Consider the following 18,962-nt stretch of genomic DNA (forward strand, 5'->3'; position numbering starts at 1 on the left):
ATGAAATCGCTCCTTTATATGTTATATAATAACGTATTTTCAACGTTTAAGTTTCGGAATTTTGTACATTTTAGCTTCTCATGGTAAAATTCATGTTGCAATAATGGGAGGAATGATAATGATGGAAAAAGCGACATTCGCGGGTGGCTGTTTTTGGTGCATGGTCAAGCCATTTGATTCATGGGATGGCATACATAAAGTAACTTCGGGCTATATGGGAGGGCATGTAGAAAATCCGACATATGAGGACGTAAAAAAAGGTACATCCGGGCATTTAGAAGTAGTCGAAATTCAATACGACCCTTCTATTTTCCCGTACAATGAGCTACTCCAAATATTTTGGCAACAGATTGATCCAACAGACGCAGGAGGCCAGTTCCAAGATCGCGGAGAAAGCTACCAATCGGCAATATTTGTACATTCGGAAGAACAACGAAAGACTGCAGAACAATCGAAAGAACAACTAGCAGCAAGTGGCAAGTTTTCTAAACCAATCGTAACAGAAATTAGAGAAGCAAAAACCTTCTACGAAGCAGAGGATTATCATCAAGATTTTTATAAAAAAAGCCCAGATCACTATAAAGAAGACAGAGCACAATCAGGTCGAGACGAATTCATTCAATCACACTGGAAGTAAAGAACAGAGCTAGTATACTATTGCTAGCTCTGTTTTTTCGCATATTTTACAATCAAATTTCTCCCCAATTCTTTTGCCTCATACAACGCTCGATCTGCTTGCTTTATCATTTCATCCACGGAAGTGTCCACCCCACTCCCCGCAATACCAGCTGAGAATGTTATCGTAATCGAATGGTTCTTTATGAGCATTGGGTTTTTGGCAAAGTTTTTCTGCAAGCGCTCCAAGACATCATAAGCTTGTACATCTGTCGTTTCAGGAAAAATAATAAAAAATTCTTCCCCACCCCATCTTCCAACAATATCTTGCCCACGCACGTTTATTTGTATAAATGCTGCAAACATTTTTAATGTTTCATCCCCAACGGAATGCCCATACGTATCATTAATTCGTTTGAAAAAATCCAGATCAATAATCGCAATAGAATAGGATTCCTTTGTATATTTTACTGTTTGCTGTGCCTCTTCTAGTTCTTCTAAAATTTTCCGTCTATTATATAAAGAAGTTAACGGATCGGTAATAGAAAGTTCTTTTATTTGTTTCAGCAGAACTTCTAACTCCTCATTCCTTTTTAATAGCAGTGCTGCTGTATTTTTTTGCTCGGTAATATCAACATGCGTCCCAATCATTACTTTCTTTAGATGCTTGTCTTGGATGAAAATGATTTTTCCTCGTGACAAAATCCACCGATACGTACCATCTTTATGAAGCATTCGAAACTCCGACTCATATTTTTCTAATTGTCCAGCAATATATTGCTCTAAAGTTGTTTTTGCGTTCTGTAAATCGTCTTCATGCATAAGTTGTTCCCATTCTTTAAATGTATTCGAGATTTCATTCGATTCATAGCCGAGCATCTTCTTCCAATCATCGGAATAAAACACATGATTCAGTTCAGTATCCCATTCCCATACGCCTTCTTCCGCATTTTCGATCGCAACTTGATAGCGTGTAGCTAAAAGTTCTTTTTCATTTAGCTGTTGGAACAATGCCGTTTCATCAATCACATATGTGTACACAGAGCGCATATTGGATAGTATGTCTTCTTCTTGAATATAACTATATGTTCGAATATATTTTATTTGTTTATCTTTTGAATGGATTTCATAGGATTCATACCAAAAAGTATCCTTATTTTCAATATGTGTTTTCACATTAGAAATAAAAATGGCTTGATGCTCCTCTACAAAAACATCTATTAATCTTGTCTTTCCTGAAGTCAATTCCTCTACGGAGTAACCGAAAACTGCTTCTACATTTGGCGAAACAAAGTCAATTGGATTCATGTTTTCATCCCAAAACCAATGCATAAAAATAATTGGACCGGTCTTTATTGATTGTTGAAAAGCTTCTTGAAAATAATGATTCAATTGACTCACCTCGACATCCTTTTTTATTTCAATTTTACTATAAAATCCTCTAAAACTCCACGAAATAACTAATTATTCGGAATATTTTTATTCTAAATATCGAGTATTTATTTTGCTTTCAAAATACCTAGTTGGCCCTAATCGTGCTATAATAAGAGCATTGTGAATTTTAGGAGGTACTAGCATGATTGCAGTAAGTAATGTAAGTCTTCGTTTCGGTGATCGAAAATTATTTGAAGACGTAAATATAAAGTTTACACCAGGTAACTGTTACGGTTTAATCGGTGCAAATGGAGCAGGAAAGTCAACATTTATCAAGATTTTATCTGGGGAAATAGAGGCACAAGAAGGTAATGTCATTATGAATCCAGATGAACGTTTAGCAATTCTAAAACAAAATCACTTCGAGTATGAAGAGTATACAGTTTTAGAGACAGTTGTTATGGGGCATAAACGTTTGTATGAAGTAATGAATGAAAAAAATGCTATTTACATGAAAGAAGACTTTTCAGATGAAGATGGAATGCGCGCAGCTGAACTAGAAGGTGAATTCGCAGACTTAAACGGTTGGGAAGCAGAGTCAGAAGCAGCGATCCTTTTACAAGGATTGGGTATTCCTGATAGTATGCACCAAAAGAAAATGTCTGAGTTAACTGGTTCTGAAAAAGTAAAAGTGTTACTATCACAAGCCCTTTTCGGAAAACCAGATGTCCTGTTACTAGATGAGCCTACCAACCATTTAGACATTAAAGCAATTCAATGGTTAGAAGATTTCCTAATCAATTTTGAAAACACCGTAATTGTTGTTTCCCATGACCGTCACTTCTTAAACAAAGTATGTACGCATATTGCGGACTTAGACTTTAGTAAAATTCAAGTATATGTCGGTAACTATGATTTCTGGTATGAGTCTAGTCAACTTGCATTGAAGTTAGCATCTGATCAAAACAGTAAAAAAGAAGAAAAGATTAAAGAGCTTCAAGCCTTTATCGCTAGATTTAGTGCAAATGCTTCTAAATCTAAACAAGCAACTTCTCGTAAGAAAATGTTAGATAAAATTGAGTTAGATGATATTAGACCATCATCTCGTAAATACCCTTATGTTAATTTCTCGATGAAACGTGAAATCGGAAATGACGTTTTACAAGTACAAGATTTAGGCTATACATTTGAGGGAGAAAAACTATTCTCTAAAATGAACTTCACATTAAATAAAGAAGATAAAATTATTCTTCTTGGAGATGAATTAGCAAAATCTGCATTACTTCGTGTGTTAGCAGAGGAAGAAGAAGCGCAAGAAGGTTCCATCCGCTGGGGTGTTACTACTACCCGTGCATACTTCCCTCTTGATAATGCAAAATATTTCCAAGGAACTGAGACTTCACTTGTAGACTGGTTACGTCAATATTCGCCAGATGATGAAAGTGAAACATTCCTACGTGGATTCCTAGGTCGTATGCTATTCTCTGGTGAAGAAGTGAAGAAAAAACCATCTGTACTTTCAGGTGGAGAAAAAGTTCGTTGTATGCTTTCTAAAATGATGCTTTCAGAGTCAAACGTACTTTTACTAGATGACCCTACGAACCATTTAGATTTGGAATCTATCCAAGCACTAAATAATGGATTGACTGCATTTAAAGGTGCCATGATCTTTACATCACATGACCATCAGTTCATTCAAACAATCGCTAATCGTGTGATTGAAATCCGTGAAGACGGTTCTATTTTAGATAAACAATTAACTTATGATGAATTCCTTGAGTGGAAAGAATCACAAAAACTTTCATAATATTAAAAGCGTGAGACAAATGGGTCTCACGCTTTTTTCTTCTTTTTAATAAATCGACCAAGCAGTGAACTAGCCGGTAGTTTTCCTAGTAGGGAATCACTCGTTTCCGCAATTTTCTTCAAGGCATGTAATAATTTTTCATCGCCTGTCCAATGTTCTTCAATTATGTCCTGAGAAAACCTATTCAATAGTATATTTACTACAAAAGTGGCAACTATAATATCATCAATAAATCCACCAGGTCCAATTAATCCTTCCGGCAATACGTCTATAGGCGTAATAAAATAAAGTATTCCACTTCCTATAATTGTTTTACTTTTCGAATCAATTCGATTATCTAATAATGATTTTACTAACAAATGGAACAAATCAGGTGCAAATAACAAATACGGAGTGACCTTCCCCTTTTTTCCTGTTTTCGAATCTACATACGTTGTTATTTTAGATCGTAGTTTCTCGTAAAAATCTCGCTGTTCCTCATAAGGAGGTAATTCTTTTTTTAATTCAATATCCATGTTCATCTCCCCTTCCTTATTTTCACTATACCAAAAATTTGACGAATTGAAACATAATACGACTGCAGCCGTCTAATTTATAACGAATATATGAGGAGGTAACCATGTGAAAAAGTATCTACTCATTTTTATCCCAACACTGTTCCTTATCGCATGTGGTGCGGAAGAACAGAACGTGAATGAAACAACAACAACAACAACACCTAGTTCACCTACTGAAAATACATCGACACTAGCGGAAGAAAACGTGAACTTATCCAATTTCTTTATGCCAAATAACTCGATCGCACGCTTTAAAGGCGAAGGAAATGAATTCGCAACTTACACCTTAACAACAAAGCATTTGTATGATGATTATGTGGCAACTTATGAAGACAATGGTGGTACAGTTGTAGAAAGGATATACTCTATTCAACCAGATAAAATTAGCTTAATTGCTCAAAATGGGGAAGCGTATGAAATCAAAAATCATACTTTAACAGAACTTGAGTCGATGGATGAAATAGAAGTATATTTACAATCACCATTTGTAGTTGGTACAGATTTTAATGGTTGGAAAATCACTTCAACGTCAACAAAACTAGATACAACCCTTCAATCCTTTCAAGATGTCATTGTGTTAGAAAAAATAGATCAAGGGTCCATATCAAGAAAATATTTCGCCAAAAACTTCGGCGAGATTAAACGCGAATTTATAGTGGAAGAAGGCGAAGAACCATTTATCGTTACTTCTACAATTGAAGAGGTTTCATAAGAAAAGTGCAAGCACCTATGTTTGCCTAGACACTGAAGAAAAAAGTTTATACTTTCTGATCTTTTAAAAAAAGAAGCTCCTCCATTGCGAGGGCACTGAAAAACTTACGTTTTTAAATTCATATCGTTTTTTCAAACAAAAACAGGCAACTTCTTGTTCGATTTTGAACAAGAAGTTGCCTGTTTCTTTGATCTTTTCTATTATTTTTCTCTTAACAATGTGAGTATTCGCTTGAGATTGACCGCAAACATCTCTGTGGCACCTTGTATTTCCATGCCAAATAGACCCGCAGATGATGCTATATCATACCCGTGTCCATGCTTCAATTCGCTATTCTTCGCTTCAATTTTATAGCGTGATTTAGCGATTTCTTTAAATTTAGTTGTCTGTTGAAACACCTCTTGTACGGTGTGTTCAGCCGACTTAATCGTCACAGAGTACGTTTTACTTTTTGCGCCTTCTTTATAACATCCCTCTCGCATCGGGCAGACTTTGCACTTTTCGATATCAAAATAATACGTCTGGCTTTGATTTTTGTTCGTTCCTTTCCTACCAGTGCGTGCTTTTCTGGTAGCGAGGTGACCTGCTTTACAAACAAACATACCTGCATCTTTATTAAACTCAAATTTATCTTCTTCTTTTCGTGGGCCTTGCGTAAGAATTGGGTTCAACTTTGCGACGAGCGCCATTTCGTTTTCTTTCGTGTATTCAATATTTGCCTTTTCAGAGTAAGCTGCGTCCCCAATTACCGTATCAATTTCCATACCTGTCTGTGTACTTTTTTCAATCAATTCTTGAAGATATTTCCCATCGCTTTTTTCTCCTGTTGTCACAATTGCAGCGGTAATGATTCGTTCGTCGCTCATCGCGATATGTGTTTTGTATCCGAAGAAAGAAGAATCCGCAGTTTTATGGCCAACACGTGCATCATCATCTGCCGAATAGTGAAGCTGTTCATGGTAATCTTCCACTACCTCTTTTAAAACATTTAATTTTTCTTTTACAGCGGGAATATGGGCGATTTTTGGTTCGCTTTCGATGACTGCGATTACTTCTTCACAGTAAGCTACTTCATCTTTTACTTCGTTAGAAGTGGTTTTCGGTGGGAATTTTTCTTTCATTGATTCATCAAATTGATAAACAGTTTTTCGAACGTTTTTGGATTTCTCTTGTAAAAATTCTTTCGGTGATTTTTGATTATAACGTGCTTTTGTATGGGTGGCATCTACAATAATAGTTGTACTTTTGATAATTTTCTTTTCAAGTGCGATTTCAACTGTTTTCCCAATAAGCAGGTCTAATAAGCTTACGTCTTTAAGACGAAGCCTGCGGAATTTTGTAAGTGAACTTGGATCGATAACTGGGTCTTCCGGTGCGATATCTAAGAAATATTTAAAGGACATATCGTATTTTGAACGTTCCACAATATCTATATCTGAAACATCAAAAATGGCCTTTAACAATAAATACTTAAACATACGAATCGGAGGAATCGCATTACGTCCATTGGCTAAACAGTATTTTGTTTTCAATTCTTCTTATATAAATGTAACATCGACTAGCTCATTAATCTGACGGAGCATATTATCTTTTGGGACGACGATATCGTAAATCGCTATGAAAGGACTTAAGTTGAGCGTTTCTTGGTTTGAAATCATCTGGAACACCACCTGCATTTAATAATTCTATTATAAATGAAAAAAGCGAGGTATTCGACGATTGAATCGTCGAATACCTCGCTTAGTTAAATTATCTGGACTTTTTCAGTGGCTCCTCCATTGTAGAGGGCTTCTTTTTAACTATTAAAGTTTAACTACGTTTGCAGCTTGCGGTCCGCGGTTACCTTCTACAACTTCAAATTCTACTTTTTGTCCTTCTTCAAGTGATTTGAAACCTTCACCTTGAATAGCAGAGAAGTGTACGAATACATCGTTTTCTCCTTCTACTTCGATAAAGCCAAATCCTTTTTCCGCGTTAAACCATTTTACTGTGCCTTGTTTCATGTTATTACCCCCAAAAAAATTAATCAATATGCGAAAAACAAAAATTCACATATTCCATGAAGTACCGACATCACATCGATCACTACATAGGATATGTGAATTACAAATACTGTTTCTCACTTTAAATTGTTAACTAAAGTATACCAGTTGGATAAATATAGTCAACAAGTTTTTTTATAATTCTAAATCGTTTACTTTGGAGTGTTCCAAATGAGACCATGATAAATTTGTAATTCATCTTCACATGATTCACAATAGCATTGTTCTTTCATTGACCAAAAAGCCCAGTACTTATCCCCCTTCGCTTGTTCATTTGGGAACTTGACTCGAAATTCATCCAATGTCTGATTTAAATAATTTATTGCTTCTTCCTCTTGCTCAAAAGTCATTTTTTTCACAATATGTTCTTCCCAACCTTCAAAAGCCCACCAAGGTTCGTAATCTGCTTTCATATAAATAACTTCAAACATGTTCATCGCCTCTAACATTTATTGTTAACTAATATTGTACTGCCTCGACAAAAAATGTCTACTCATATGACTTTTACACGGTCAATGAATTGAAAATATGTGTAATATAAGTTAAGTTATAGTTAACACAATTTATGTAATAATAAAGGAGAAGATAAGTTGAAAAAGCGGGCGCATATTCATATGCATGGGGATGTAGATGGAGTTGGCTTTCGATTTCTAGTAAAACAAAAAGCACAATCTCTTAGTTTAAAAGGGTATTGTATACAAAATGAGCAGCTTGAAATTATTATCGATATAGAAGGCGATGTAAATCGTTTAGATGAATTTATTGAATTTATTCAAAAAGGGGTATCTCCTTTGTCAAAAGAAAATGCCTTCGCAATCCAAATATTCGAGCATCTAAAAGGATATACAAAAATGGAAACCGATGTCGTCTAAATCTACCGAAACATGAAACCTTCTTCCTTCCCATTCGTATATTATACTGTAGATAAAAGGAGGTAACCTATTATGACTGAAGTAATGAATACGGTTATTCGGCATATTATCAATATACCCATTATGTTCATATCCTGGTTTGTTTTCTTTTTCCCATTCGACATCGGATACTTCATAAGTTCCGCACTTGCAATTGTCGTATACTTAGTGTCGAATTTTAGTATAAAAAAGATGCAACATCGTAGAATTATGAAAAAACACCAACTTACTCACTCTGAATATTTCCATATACAAAAGCAATTAAAAGAAGCGAAAGCAAAAATTCGAACGCTGAATAGCCACTATTTAAAAGTACGATCCTTTAGTTCATTCAAACAATTATTTGACATGAATAGATTGGCAAAACGGATTATTTCTTTAGTGAAAGAGAATCCACGTAAGTTTTATCAAGTAGAAAAGTTTTTCTACGCACACTTAGATTCTGCTGTAGAGCTCACGTCCAAATATACGCTTTTAGTGTCACAACCGATGAAAAATCAAGATTTAAAAATAGCTTTAGCAGATACACGTGAAACATTAGAATCGATGAATTCCATTATGGAGGACGATCTAAAAGATGTACTAGCTTCTGATATTGAGCATCTCAAAATGGAACTAGATTTCGCTAAACTATCCGTACGTAAAAAAGAACAACCTCTATATTTAGAAGGAGAATCAGACAATGAGCGAAAAACAAGTCAATATGAGTGATGATTTATTAATGGATGAATTATTGGCAAGTCCATTTGAACTAAATACGACAAAGCAGCAAGCAGTGACTACAGCGGACGAGCCAGCACCTACAAAACTAATTGATCGGTTAACTGAAGCAGAACAACAAAAAGCTAGACAACTGGCGAACCAAATACCTGCTGGTAATTACGAAGCTATTTTGACATATGGAGCAAACGCACAGACCGAATTATCTCGTTTCTCCCATCAGATGTTAGATCATGTACAGAAAAAAGACATCGGTCCCGTTGGTGATATTTTAGGTGATCTGATGAACAAGCTGTCTGATATTAATCCGGAAGAACTGACAACACAAAAAAAATCAGGTATCAAACGATTATTTAATCGAGTCAATCGTTCTGTACAAGAAATGATGACAAAATACCAAAAATTAAGTACGCAAATTGATCGCATCGGCATACAACTGGAACATTCTAAACGCGGTTTAGTGGAAGACGTGCATATGTTAGATAAATTATACGATCAAAACAAAACGTATTTCCAAGCGTTAAATGTATATATTGCTGCAGCGGAAGTAAAAAAAGAAGAAATTCTAAATGTCACCATCCCTGAGATGCGACGAAAAGCAGAAGAATCGAATGATCAAATGGCTTATCAAGAAGTAAATGATATGGCACAATTTGTCGACCGTTTAGAAAAACGCATGTACGATTTACAATTGTCTCGCCAAATTACGATTCAAAGTGCGCCGCAAATACGCATGATTCAACAAACAAACCAAACGCTAGCAGAAAAAATCCAATCTTCCATCATGACGTCTATCCCACTTTGGAAAAACCAAATTGCGATTGCATTAACACTTAATCGCCAGCAAAAAGCGGTAGAAGCACAAAAGCAAGTGACGAAAACAACAAATGATTTATTACTGAAAAATTCAGAAATGCTAAAAGTGAATAGTATTGAAACAGCAAAAGAAAATGAACGTGGTATCGTTGAAATTGAAACATTAAAGAAAACGCAAGAAAACTTACTGCAGACAATCGAAGAAACGATGCGCATTCAAGCAGATGGCCGAATAAAACGAAAAGCAGCTGAAATTGAAATTGGACGCATGGAAGAGGAATTGAAACAACGCCTCTTACTAATAGCCGACCAATCCAAAAACCGTCCTTCTTAACGAAGAACGGTTTTTTCAAGTACTTTTCACAACATGATGAAGCATTTTACGAAGCAAGCGTAATGTCTCGTCTGAAAACTTTTCAAGCGATGCGGCAGCTGCGGTTTTCTTTCCGAATATTAATCGGAACAAATCTAATTGCTCTTCTGTTGCTTCTGTATCATTCAAAAATAAATGAAGTACAGATATATGCTTTCGCTCAAGCTCTACAACGGCTTCTGCGGTATCCATAATTCCATTTTGCGCATAGCCAAATGCTGAAGGTTCTCCATCGGAAAAAACGAGTAAAAATTTATGTGTTTCTGGCCTACTCTCTAACCTTTTCCCCATCCATCTTACTGCAAATCCATCCCGATTATCTTCATGGGCTTCCATCGATAAAATGTTCAACCCACTATCTCTTCCGCCATCTTCTAATTTATGAATCCACTCAAATGTGTTTGGCTGCATTGTTTCAGACGCTTCAAATGCATCCTCGTAATGTAATACAATCTCATGAGAAATATGAAGCTGTCTAAGCACATCGTGAAACAACAAAACTGCTTTTTTAGTTTCCTCTAGTTTATCCTGCATCGAAGCAGATCCATCAACCAGTAAGCCAAAAACAGCATTTAACTGTGTACTTGGTGCGTTTTTTTTATAAAAAGGTTTAGGTCGTTCTTCCGTCCAAAGTGCAGTTAACTTTGAGCCAAGCCTACCTTTTGACAAATTAAGTCGCTTATCTATCTTTTTTTGTTCCATTCGTTTTTTTATCTCTTGCACGAATGCTTTTACATAAGGTGCTTGATCTTGACGAAAAACTTGTAGATGTAGTTTATGTAGACTGGATAGAGATCCGTCCATTCTTTTTTCCTCGTACACTACTTGTGCATGTTCTTTTCCAAATGCTTTTCCTGCTTTTTTCTTTGCACTAGATTTTTCATCATCTCTTTCTGTTGCAAGGCCCTCTCTACTATTACCTACTGAAGCCCCTTGGCCAATTTCCGTAATATCATGACCTTCCTCGCCTTCCCCCGAAGCAAGCTGTTGATCTGCCTTACCGTCTCTTCCATGCTCTAGTTCGTATTGTAAATGCACTCCATCTTCTTGTTCATTTTCTCGATGCCAAGTGCGGAATATTTCTTCAATTGTTTCTTTCTGTCCTTCCTCGCCCATCTCAGAATCTTTTACACCTTGATGATAATGAAAATCTTCTGTTGGTAAATTAGACTCCGAAAGAATCGCATAATATTCATGTAATGCATCTTCTTTTATATATTCTTTCAATAAATAGTAGAGTTGATATACTATGTCAATAGAGTCTTGTGTATTTTTACTTTCATAGACATTTTGAATGATTTGATTTGCTAACTGAAAAGTTTCCGGTCCATTTGCATGCATCGTACCTTCATACATACCGATGTATACATAGCTAAGAAATGCATCCGCTAAAAAACCTTTTTGACTATTCACTAGTAATTGCTGTTTATGAAAAGCTAAATATGTTTGAACTCTTGCCCTAAAGTGTTTAGTAGTACCAACTCTATTTTTCTGAATCATTTCGATTAAGCGGAATTCTTCTATGCAAAATAAAAGCTGGTTGAGCAACTTTGGAAAATCCTTTTCTTTTTCTAGAGAAAACGCTTTCCAAGCGCTCACATCAAATAATTTCCAAAACCCTTCTGCTAATAAATAAATATCCGATAACCGGCCAGCATGCATAATTGCTTCTTCACGGTGCCTCCAAAATACGCTTAATGAGATCGTTTGATCCGCCGGATGATATTCGATTAGCTTTCTTTCGTTCACAAGAATCTTATGATTATTTGTTAGCGCTTTTGCAACATTTTCATAGTGCATTAACTTTCGAGCATCTAATGTTTCATTATTAAACTGGATAAACCGATTAACAGAGCCCATCTACATCCCTCACTTTATCCAAGAAGAGGCTAATTCTAATACGAGTTCTCTTTCTTGTTCATCCTCTAACTTCTCTGCAATTGCGTAGTTTATCGCACGCATAGGCTCCATATATTGAGCTAATTCTGTAGCATCTAGTAAGCTTCGTATAGATGCTGCCTCTTCTGAAAGCAGTCCTTGTTTTACTTGTCCCATTAAATCTTCCGCTAAATGCAATATTGCCGCTACTAAATGTCTCTCCGCCGTTGGGAAAAGTTCATTCCATAAGTTTTCAAGCAGTTGCCCAGAAATATATGGGACAGAAAAAGAGACAAAACGGTTTTTTAATGCTTCATTCATTGGAGTAGTACCTATATATCCTTCATTAATTGCAGCGATGACGGAAAAATCAGGGTGTGCTTGAATAACTTCTCCCGTAAAAGGATTCGTCAGCATTCTTCTATAATCGAGCACACTATGTAAAATAGGTAATGTCTCTGCTTTTGCCATATTAATCTCATCTATATATAAAATATGTCCTTTTTTCATCGCTTCAATGACGGGACCTTCCACAAACTCTATCGCATTCGTCCCATCTTTTAAAACAATCGTTTTAAATCCGAGTAATGCCTCTGCATCTAAATCGACGGAGCAATTGATGCTTTGGACTGGTTGCATAAAATAGTGTGATACGGTTTCTGCCAGTTTCGTTTTACCTGCCCCGGTTGGCCCTTTGAGTAAAACAGGCTTTTTCAATGAAACGGCGATCAGAACGTCATGGAACAAATCATTATTCGGCGATAAATAACCGCCTGATCCTATAAGGCGACTATCTTCCTCATTATGTACTCTGTTTATTCGTATATGTTGTTCTTTCGTTAATAACTCATTCATATTGTAGTCTCCTTATGAAAAAAATCCGATGAGTATTCATCGGATTTTTTTATTGAAAATATTCTTTGTAGAAGCCGCCGACTTTTCCAGAATTGTCAACAACAAATAGAAACTCTTCTGTTTCATTTTTTACTTCGTATGTTTTTCCAACTGTTAGTACATTACTTACTAAGAATTTCTTAGCGTCTGTATGTACACATGTTACAGTTTTAAGCGTTGGTTTTGTATCCCAATTTGTATGTATCATGTTATCCACTTCCTTTTATTATAGTATACGAAAGTATACTTTATAATTCAATCTGTTAGCTTTTTTTATTGCTATTCAAAAAGAGAAAAAATGGAGCAGCTCCTCCAAATGAAGAAACTACTCAAATGTTCTAAATAAAGTTATACATTTATCTCTTCTTTGACACCGTTTGACAATAAAAAAGTTGCTAATTGCTCAATAATCAAATCATCTTGTGGAGGATTAAAAGCTGCACATTGCACATCTCTAAATAAACGTTCTAACTTATTTCCTTTCGTAAAACTCCGCCCACCAACAATTCTCATCGTTTTTGCAACTATTTCTACAGCATGATTGCAAATTTATAAAGTGGAATAATAAAGTGATAGAGATATAGAACAACAGCGTTAATGCGCCTGTCTCTGGCCCGATTTTTCACATGCGAACGGAATGGAATGACGCGCATAATAGGGATACTGCGCGGTAGTGCGTCAACTAGTGTCCGCTAGGATTTCCACTGCTGAGCGGACGCTTTCCGCCGGGTGAGCGATGAGCCATTCCCGTCGCTTAGGCGTACGTTTGAATGTCTCATTTTGCCCACTCATCCGGCAGGAGTCGCCGGCCATAGCTGTATACTTAACAAATTTCTAGTTGATTACTAGATTGAAAAAGCCTTTAAGTTGGTAAACAGAGTTAAAACAACTTAAAGGAGGTTCATCATGACAAATTACGGTTTACTTCATTTGAAAAAATGTTTTGAGTTATTAAGTTCATCAAAAATGAATGAGCTTGCTCGAGAAACAGGCTTCATTCAACGCGAGCGTCAAATAAAAGTCAGCAATTTTCTTCCTTTTCTTTTCCGGAATCACCAAAAAATGATTTCTGATACGTTACAAGAGCTTTGTCTAGATCTTCAATTACATCATATTCCTATGACAAAAGCCGGTTTAAACAAGCGATTCAATAATCATTGTATCGACTTTTTACAAGCAGTTTGGGGCGAACTTTTTCAACTTCAATTTCGTGAAATACTGGCGAAAATGCCAATCAATAAAAAGTTCCCTTTCAAGCGTTTCCGTATCTTAGATGGAACCGCATTTAAATTACCGATAACTTACGAATTGATATTTAAAGGGACGAGCGGCGCTGGGGTTAAGATTCAAGTCGAGTTCGATTATTTAAGTGGGCAGTTTTTATGGTTGACTTCAGAGGATGGAAAAGCGGCAGATATCCACGCAGGATTCGAACGACTGGCCCATCTGGAGCCGAAAGATTTATGTGTACAGGATCTTGGTTACTATCATTTAGATTTGTTTGAAGAAATCGAACGTCGTGATGCATACTTCCTTTCACGTGCACGTTTAGATACACAGTTCTTTTTAGAAGTCGCAAATCCACCTCGGCATCCAGATGGGAGATATGTAGAAAAACATCGCTATATTCAGGTGCATATGAGAGAGGAAATACAAGATTTGGAAAGAGGTTGTTCGAAAGAATGGCCGATTATGTATATTGGGCACCATAAAAAAATGGCTATGCGTTGTGTTATTTATCGTCATACAGAAAAACAAGAAGCGGAACATAAAAAAAGAATGGCCCGTAAACACCAGAAAAAAGCGAGACAGACACCAAAAGAGCATGTACTAGAGTTAGCTGGTGTAACGGTTTATTTAACAAATTTACCGGCGTCCGTTTCAGCAAAAGAGATCGGACATTTATACAGCTTACGTTGGCAAATTGAATTATTGTTTAAAACGTGGAAATCACATTTGAAAGTACACCAAATTAAACAGGTAAAACCAGAACGGTGGCTTTGTCATTTTTACACGCAATGTATTGTTCTTTTACTAAGCGTGTTAGGAATGGCCACCTTGAGAAAAATGATTTGGATGAAGTCCAAGAAACAATTGAGTGAAGACTTGACCATTCGATTATTAAGCAAAAATATAAGTCGACTTTCAAAAGCTAGTGGTAAGAGTTTACAAACGTGGCGAAGCATTTGGAAGGACTTCATCCCAATTATAGAAGCAAACCAAATGAAAACTACTAAAGCGAACCACTGGACTCTATTTAGCTAATGAAAATCGACAACAACCCCAAATTTTAAAAAACAGAATAAAATGGTGTATTTAATGCGGTCATTTTTAGTTCATACTTCTTCTGTACCCAATAAAAAAGAAGATGAATCAGTTTGGTGAAAAAAAAGAGTGAACTAGAAACAATTTTTCGTTATTTTTTATGGAGTATTTCTAAAGTATACAGCTATGGTCGACGACTCCTGCCGGATGAGTGAGCAAATGAGACATCCCTACGACGCCTAAGCGGCGGGGATGGCTCATCGCTCACCCGGCGGAAAGCGTTCGACTACAGCGAAAATCCTAGCGGTCACTTCCTTACCACGCAGTATCCCTATTATGTGGGACATTCTATTCATTTTTCCCACATACCATATCGGTTAGAGATAGGCGTTGGCGTTTTTGCTATTATGTGCAAGTTAGATAAGTAAAAAAACGATGGGCTATCCCGGAAAAACCGTTCCTCTCAAACCGAACTCCACATAAAAACCCAGGTTAGACGCGCTAACCTGGGTTTTAAAAAAATATTAAAATTGTAGTTGTTCTTCAATATAAGCTTTTACTTCCGCAATCGGCATTCTTGTTTGTTCCATCGAATCACGGTGGCGAACCGTTACTTGACCATCTGTTTCGGAATCGAAATCGTATGTGATACAGAATGGTGTTCCGATTTCGTCTTGACGACGGTAACGTTTTCCGATCGATTGAGATTCGTCATAGTCAACCATGAAATGTTTACTTAAATCGGAGAATAACGCTGTTGCGCCTTCTGATAATTTTTTCGATAATGGTAAAATTGCTGCTTTCACAGGAGCTAAAGCAGGGTGGAAACGTAATACAGTACGTTTATCGTCACCTTCTAGCTGCTCTTCGTCGTATGCCTCACAAAGGAATGCTAGCGTAACGCGGTCTGCTCCAAGAGATGGCTCGATACAATAAGGTACATAGCGCTCATTCGTAATTGGATCAATATAATTAAAATCTTCACCAGAATGCTCCATATGTTGTTTTAAGTCAAAGTCTGTACGGTCAGCGATACCCCATAGCTCTCCCCAACCAAATGGGAATTTATATTCGATATCTGTCGTTGCATTAGAATAGTGGGACAGCTCATCTTCTGAGTGGTCGCGTAAACGAATGCTATCTTCTGCAACGCCTAAGTTTAATAACCAATCCTTACAATAGTTGCGCCAGAATTCAAACCATTCCATATCTTCGCCTGGTTTACAGAAAAATTCTAATTCCATTTGTTCGAATTCTCTCGTACGGAATGTAAAGTTACCAGGAGTAATTTCGTTACGGAAGCTTTTCCCTACTTGTGCAATACCAAATGGCATTTTTTTACGCATAGAACGCTGTACATTCTTGTAGTTAACGAAGATACCTTGTGCTGTTTCAGGACGTAAGAAAATTTCATTAGTAGAGGATTCTGTTACCCCTTGGAACGTTTTAAACATTAAGTTAAATTGACGAATATCTGTATAGTCAAACGCTCCACAAGAAGGGCAGACTACATTATGTTCTTTCATGATTTCTTCCATTTTTTCAAATGAAAGTCCATCAATAACCATTTCAATACCTTTTTTATCAAGTGCATCTTCGATAATTTTGTCTACACGATGACGAGATTTACATTTTTTACAGTCGATCATCGGATCATTAAAATTACCGATATGTCCAGATGCTACCCATGTTTTTGGATTCATTAAAATGGCTGCGTCCAATCCTACGTTGTACGGAGATTCTTGAACAAATTTTTTCCACCATGCTTTTTTAATATTATTTTTCAATTCCACACCAAGTGGACCGTAGTCCCAAGTGTTCGCAAGTCCGCCATAAATTTCAGAGCCAGGGAATACAAATCCTCTTTGTTTTGCTAAGCTTACGACTGTTTCCATTGAAAATTCCATAACAAACCCTCCATTTTTAACTTAATTCAGCAGAAGTCCCTTGCTTCTATAAGTGCTGGATAATGCAATAATTTCTTCAATTCAATGGGGTTCAAGCCCATTGAATGTCGAAGAACTCTGGCTAAAATCGCCGCGTCGTGCGGCAACGCCTGAGTGACCAACATCCTGTTGGCCCAAAGCCTCCGGCGGATGCCACAGATTTTGAAGGGAGTTAATTGAGCAAGCTCAATTCAAATCTGGGCGCAATCACGTCGAGTCGTGATTGATTATTGCTTTCAAAAAGAAAAAACTCGTCTCCGGGCTAAATTAGCCCGGGGACGAGTTTTACACCCGCGGTTCCACCCCGATTGATTGTACAATACAATCCTCTTTGAAAGCATAAGCTCCGAGCTGCCGTTTCCTGTTTTGTGGACTTTCACTATCACCACTCGCTAGATTACAGTACTTATAATGCTCTTCAACGCTTTATTATTTGTTGCTATTGTAACATGAGCTTGTTTACTTCGCAATAAAGGAGTAAGTAGTATATAATAATTTAGTATAAGCATAACAATTTGAGGCGGTGATTCCAATCGAACTCAACAAACGGCAAAACGAAATTTTGGACATTGTAAAAGGAAATGGCCCTATAACTGGTGAACAAATTGCAGAACGACTAAAGTTAACTAGATCTACCCTGCGACCAGATCTTGCTATTTTAACAATGGCTGGCTTTTTAGACGCCAGACCGCGCGTTGGTTATTTTTATTCTGGCAAAAAAACAAGCCAAGCAATTTCAGATAATATCGCCCAGATGATCGTAAAAGACTTTCAATCCATTCCCGTTGTTGTTGAAGAAAGCATGACAGTATATGATGCGATTTGTCATATGTTTTTAGAAGACGTAGGATCTTTATTTGTAGTGGATAAACAATCTTTATTATCTGGTGTGCTTTCGAGAAAAGATTTTTTACGTACAAGTATTGGAAATCAGGATTTAAATAAACTCCCAGTACATATGATTATGACGAGGATGCCAAATATTACGTATTGTACGAAAGAAGATACAATTATTGAAGTGGCAAATAAACTAATGAGTCGTCAAATTGACTCATTACCAGTTGTGAAAAAAAGAAAAGATGGTTTAGAGGTAGTTGGAAGAATTACGAAAACAAATATTACACGTGCTTTCTTGTCTTTAGCCGATGACCATGACTTATAAGGAGTGACACAATGAAAATGTTAAACCTGTTTATTGTCTCAGATTCAATCGGTGAAACGGGAGAACTAGTGGCAAAAGCGGCGGTAAGTCAGTTTAGACCTGGTCTACAACATACGAAGTTAAAGAGATTTACCCATATAGATTCGTTGGATCATATTAAAGAGATAACGGAACTTGCAAAAGAACAAAATGCAATTATTTTATATACGCTCGTGCAAACGAATATGCGAGATGCATTATTGGAATATTGTAAAGCGTACGAACTAGATTCAGTAGACTTAATTGGTCCCGTTATTAATTTACTAGAGAGTAATTTAGACGAAAAGCCATTTGAAGAACCTGGATTAGTTCGTAAGTTAGATGAAGATTATTTTAAGAAGATTGAAGCAATTGAATTTGCGGTAAAATATGATGATGGAAGAGATCCTAGAGGTCTATTACAAGCAGACATCGTATTAATAGGCGTTTCCAGAACTTCTAAAACGCCATTGTCTCAATACTTAGCACATAAAAGATATAAAGTGGCAAACGTGCCATTAGTACCGGAAGTAGAACCACCGGAAGAACTTTTCCTAGTAGATCCTGCAAAATGTTTTGGCTTAGTAATCACACCAGAAAAACTAAATTCTATCCGCAAAGAAAGATTGATAGCAATTGGTTTAAATGATGACGCTAGTTATGCTAGAATAGAGAGGATAAACGAAGAGATTACCCATTTTGAAAAAGTGGTAAAAAAAATCGGATGTACTGTGATCGATGTAACCAATCGGGCAGTAGAAGAAACGGCCAATTTAGTTATAAATCACATTCAACAAAAATAATTTCAAAAAAAAATGAACCGATTCACATTTGTGAAAAGGTTTTTTTATCTTGCGAATAGAATAAAGTAT

18 protein-coding genes and 1 pseudogene are annotated in these 18,962 nt (G+C 36.5%); 9 read left to right on the forward strand and 10 right to left on the reverse strand.

Annotation, left to right across the window (positions count from 1 at the left end; translation table 11 throughout):
• Positions 1-121 precede the first annotated feature (121 nt).
• Positions 122-637 carry a peptide-methionine (S)-S-oxide reductase MsrA gene (gene msrA, locus FG383_RS01475; protein WP_142605161.1) on the forward strand — a complete coding sequence of 172 codons (516 nt, stop codon included), beginning with the start codon at positions 122-124 and terminating at the stop codon, positions 635-637.
• Positions 638-660: 23 nt separating this feature from the next.
• On the opposite strand, the gene FG383_RS01480 is transcribed toward msrA, so the two are convergent.
• Complete coding sequence (locus tag FG383_RS01480; RefSeq protein ID WP_142605071.1) at positions 661-2,016, reverse strand: sensor domain-containing diguanylate cyclase; 1,356 nt, start codon at positions 2,014-2,016, stop codon at positions 661-663.
• Between the two features lie 175 nt (positions 2,017-2,191).
• On the opposite strand from FG383_RS01480, the gene FG383_RS01485 reads away from it, so the two are divergent.
• The gene (locus FG383_RS01485) at positions 2,192-3,796 is read left to right on the forward strand and encodes an ABC-F family ATP-binding cassette domain-containing protein (RefSeq protein WP_142605072.1); all 1,605 of its coding nucleotides are present in this window, start codon (positions 2,192-2,194) and stop codon (positions 3,794-3,796) included.
• A 26-nt stretch (positions 3,797-3,822) separates the two neighbouring features.
• Here FG383_RS01485 and FG383_RS01490 read toward each other — a convergent pair whose 3' ends face one another.
• Entirely contained in the window at positions 3,823-4,311 is a 489-nt protein-coding gene (locus FG383_RS01490) for a YkvA family protein (RefSeq protein ID WP_142605073.1), read from the reverse strand.
• 106 nt (positions 4,312-4,417) lie between these two features.
• Between FG383_RS01490 and FG383_RS01495 the strand changes: the two genes are divergently transcribed.
• The gene (locus FG383_RS01495; RefSeq protein ID WP_142605074.1) at positions 4,418-5,065 is read left to right on the forward strand and encodes a hypothetical protein; all 648 of its coding nucleotides are present in this window, start codon (positions 4,418-4,420) and stop codon (positions 5,063-5,065) included.
• A gap of 200 nt (positions 5,066-5,265) precedes the next feature.
• Here the strand turns inward: FG383_RS01495 and FG383_RS01500 are convergent.
• From FG383_RS01500 to FG383_RS01510, 3 genes and pseudogenes are all read right to left on the reverse strand, one after another.
• A pseudogene (locus tag FG383_RS01500) lies at positions 5,266-6,723 on the reverse strand (IS1182 family transposase).
• Between the two features lie 144 nt (positions 6,724-6,867).
• On the reverse strand, positions 6,868-7,068 hold the full coding sequence (locus tag FG383_RS01505; RefSeq protein ID WP_142605075.1) for a cold-shock protein: 201 nt from the start codon (positions 7,066-7,068) through the stop codon (positions 6,868-6,870).
• Positions 7,069-7,259: 191 nt separating this feature from the next.
• Positions 7,260-7,538, reverse strand: a complete 279-nt coding sequence (locus FG383_RS01510; protein ID WP_142605076.1) for a DUF1033 family protein — start codon at positions 7,536-7,538, stop codon at positions 7,260-7,262.
• Positions 7,539-7,697: 159 nt separating this feature from the next.
• On the opposite strand from FG383_RS01510, the gene FG383_RS01515 reads away from it, so the two are divergent.
• From FG383_RS01515 to FG383_RS01525, 3 genes are all read left to right on the forward strand, one after another.
• Positions 7,698-7,979: an acylphosphatase gene (locus FG383_RS01515; RefSeq protein WP_142605077.1), complete on the forward strand. Its 282-nt coding sequence runs from the start codon at positions 7,698-7,700 to the stop codon at positions 7,977-7,979.
• Between the two features lie 72 nt (positions 7,980-8,051).
• Positions 8,052-8,729, forward strand: coding sequence for a 5-bromo-4-chloroindolyl phosphate hydrolysis family protein (locus tag FG383_RS01520; RefSeq protein WP_142605078.1), 678 nt, complete (start codon positions 8,052-8,054; stop codon positions 8,727-8,729).
• Complete coding sequence (locus tag FG383_RS01525; RefSeq protein ID WP_142605079.1) at positions 8,701-9,888, forward strand: toxic anion resistance protein; 1,188 nt, start codon at positions 8,701-8,703, stop codon at positions 9,886-9,888. The genes FG383_RS01520 and FG383_RS01525 overlap by 29 nt, the downstream gene beginning before the upstream one ends.
• A gap of 15 nt (positions 9,889-9,903) precedes the next feature.
• On the opposite strand, the gene FG383_RS01530 is transcribed toward FG383_RS01525, so the two are convergent.
• The 4 genes from FG383_RS01530 to FG383_RS01545 form a co-directional block, all read right to left on the reverse strand.
• A complete protein-coding gene (locus FG383_RS01530; protein WP_142605080.1) occupies positions 9,904-11,787 on the reverse strand; it encodes a vWA domain-containing protein in 1,884 nt (627 codons plus the stop codon).
• A 9-nt stretch (positions 11,788-11,796) separates the two neighbouring features.
• On the reverse strand, positions 11,797-12,660 hold the full coding sequence (locus FG383_RS01535) for an ATP-binding protein (RefSeq protein ID WP_142605081.1): 864 nt from the start codon (positions 12,658-12,660) through the stop codon (positions 11,797-11,799).
• A gap of 49 nt (positions 12,661-12,709) precedes the next feature.
• A complete protein-coding gene (locus FG383_RS01540; RefSeq protein WP_142605082.1) occupies positions 12,710-12,907 on the reverse strand; it encodes a DUF6501 family protein in 198 nt (65 codons plus the stop codon).
• Between the two features lie 140 nt (positions 12,908-13,047).
• Positions 13,048-13,248, reverse strand: a complete 201-nt coding sequence (locus tag FG383_RS01545; protein WP_281285233.1) for an acyl-CoA dehydrogenase family protein — start codon at positions 13,246-13,248, stop codon at positions 13,048-13,050.
• Between the two features lie 357 nt (positions 13,249-13,605).
• Here FG383_RS01545 and FG383_RS01550 point away from each other — a divergent pair, with 357 nt between their 5' ends.
• Positions 13,606-14,964: an IS4 family transposase gene (locus FG383_RS01550; RefSeq protein WP_142605084.1), complete on the forward strand. Its 1,359-nt coding sequence runs from the start codon at positions 13,606-13,608 to the stop codon at positions 14,962-14,964.
• Positions 14,965-15,488: 524 nt separating this feature from the next.
• Here the strand turns inward: FG383_RS01550 and FG383_RS01555 are convergent.
• On the reverse strand, positions 15,489-16,871 hold the full coding sequence (locus tag FG383_RS01555) for a glycine--tRNA ligase (RefSeq protein ID WP_142605085.1): 1,383 nt from the start codon (positions 16,869-16,871) through the stop codon (positions 15,489-15,491).
• 562 nt (positions 16,872-17,433) lie between these two features.
• Between FG383_RS01555 and ccpN the strand changes: the two genes are divergently transcribed.
• Positions 17,434-18,072 carry a transcriptional regulator CcpN gene (gene ccpN / locus FG383_RS01560; protein ID WP_185907814.1) on the forward strand — a complete coding sequence of 213 codons (639 nt, stop codon included), beginning with the start codon at positions 17,434-17,436 and terminating at the stop codon, positions 18,070-18,072.
• 11 nt (positions 18,073-18,083) lie between these two features.
• Positions 18,084-18,893, forward strand: coding sequence for a pyruvate, water dikinase regulatory protein (locus FG383_RS01565; protein WP_142605087.1), 810 nt, complete (start codon positions 18,084-18,086; stop codon positions 18,891-18,893).
• Positions 18,894-18,962 lie beyond the last annotated feature (69 nt).

It is taken from the genome of Psychrobacillus soli, from assembly GCF_006861775.1.
GTDB classification, from domain to species: domain Bacteria; phylum Bacillota; class Bacilli; order Bacillales_A; family Planococcaceae; genus Psychrobacillus; species Psychrobacillus soli.

Excerpts from the sequence above, each read along its gene's own strand:
- FG383_RS01565 (WP_142605087.1), top strand. The coding sequence starts at position 18,084 with ATGAAAATGTTAAACCTGTTTATTGTCTCAGATTCAATCGGTGAAACG.
- FG383_RS01490 (WP_142605073.1), bottom strand. The coding sequence starts at position 4,311 with ATGGATATTGAATTAAAAAAAGAATTACCTCCTTATGAGGAACAGCGA.
- FG383_RS01555 (WP_142605085.1), bottom strand. The coding sequence starts at position 16,871 with ATGGAATTTTCAATGGAAACAGTCGTAAGCTTAGCAAAACAAAGAGGA.
- FG383_RS01510 (WP_142605076.1), bottom strand. The coding sequence starts at position 7,538 with ATGTTTGAAGTTATTTATATGAAAGCAGATTACGAACCTTGGTGGGCT.
- FG383_RS01505 (WP_142605075.1), bottom strand. The coding sequence starts at position 7,068 with ATGAAACAAGGCACAGTAAAATGGTTTAACGCGGAAAAAGGATTTGGC.
- FG383_RS01535 (WP_142605081.1), bottom strand. The coding sequence starts at position 12,660 with ATGAATGAGTTATTAACGAAAGAACAACATATACGAATAAACAGAGTA.
- FG383_RS01485 (WP_142605072.1), top strand. The coding sequence starts at position 2,192 with ATGATTGCAGTAAGTAATGTAAGTCTTCGTTTCGGTGATCGAAAATTA.
- FG383_RS01525 (WP_142605079.1), top strand. The coding sequence starts at position 8,701 with ATGAGCGAAAAACAAGTCAATATGAGTGATGATTTATTAATGGATGAA.
- msrA (WP_142605161.1), top strand. The coding sequence starts at position 122 with ATGGAAAAAGCGACATTCGCGGGTGGCTGTTTTTGGTGCATGGTCAAG.
- FG383_RS01530 (WP_142605080.1), bottom strand. The coding sequence starts at position 11,787 with ATGGGCTCTGTTAATCGGTTTATCCAGTTTAATAATGAAACATTAGAT.
- FG383_RS01550 (WP_142605084.1), top strand. The coding sequence starts at position 13,606 with ATGACAAATTACGGTTTACTTCATTTGAAAAAATGTTTTGAGTTATTA.
- FG383_RS01540 (WP_142605082.1), bottom strand. The coding sequence starts at position 12,907 with ATGATACATACAAATTGGGATACAAAACCAACGCTTAAAACTGTAACA.
- FG383_RS01520 (WP_142605078.1), top strand. The coding sequence starts at position 8,052 with ATGACTGAAGTAATGAATACGGTTATTCGGCATATTATCAATATACCC.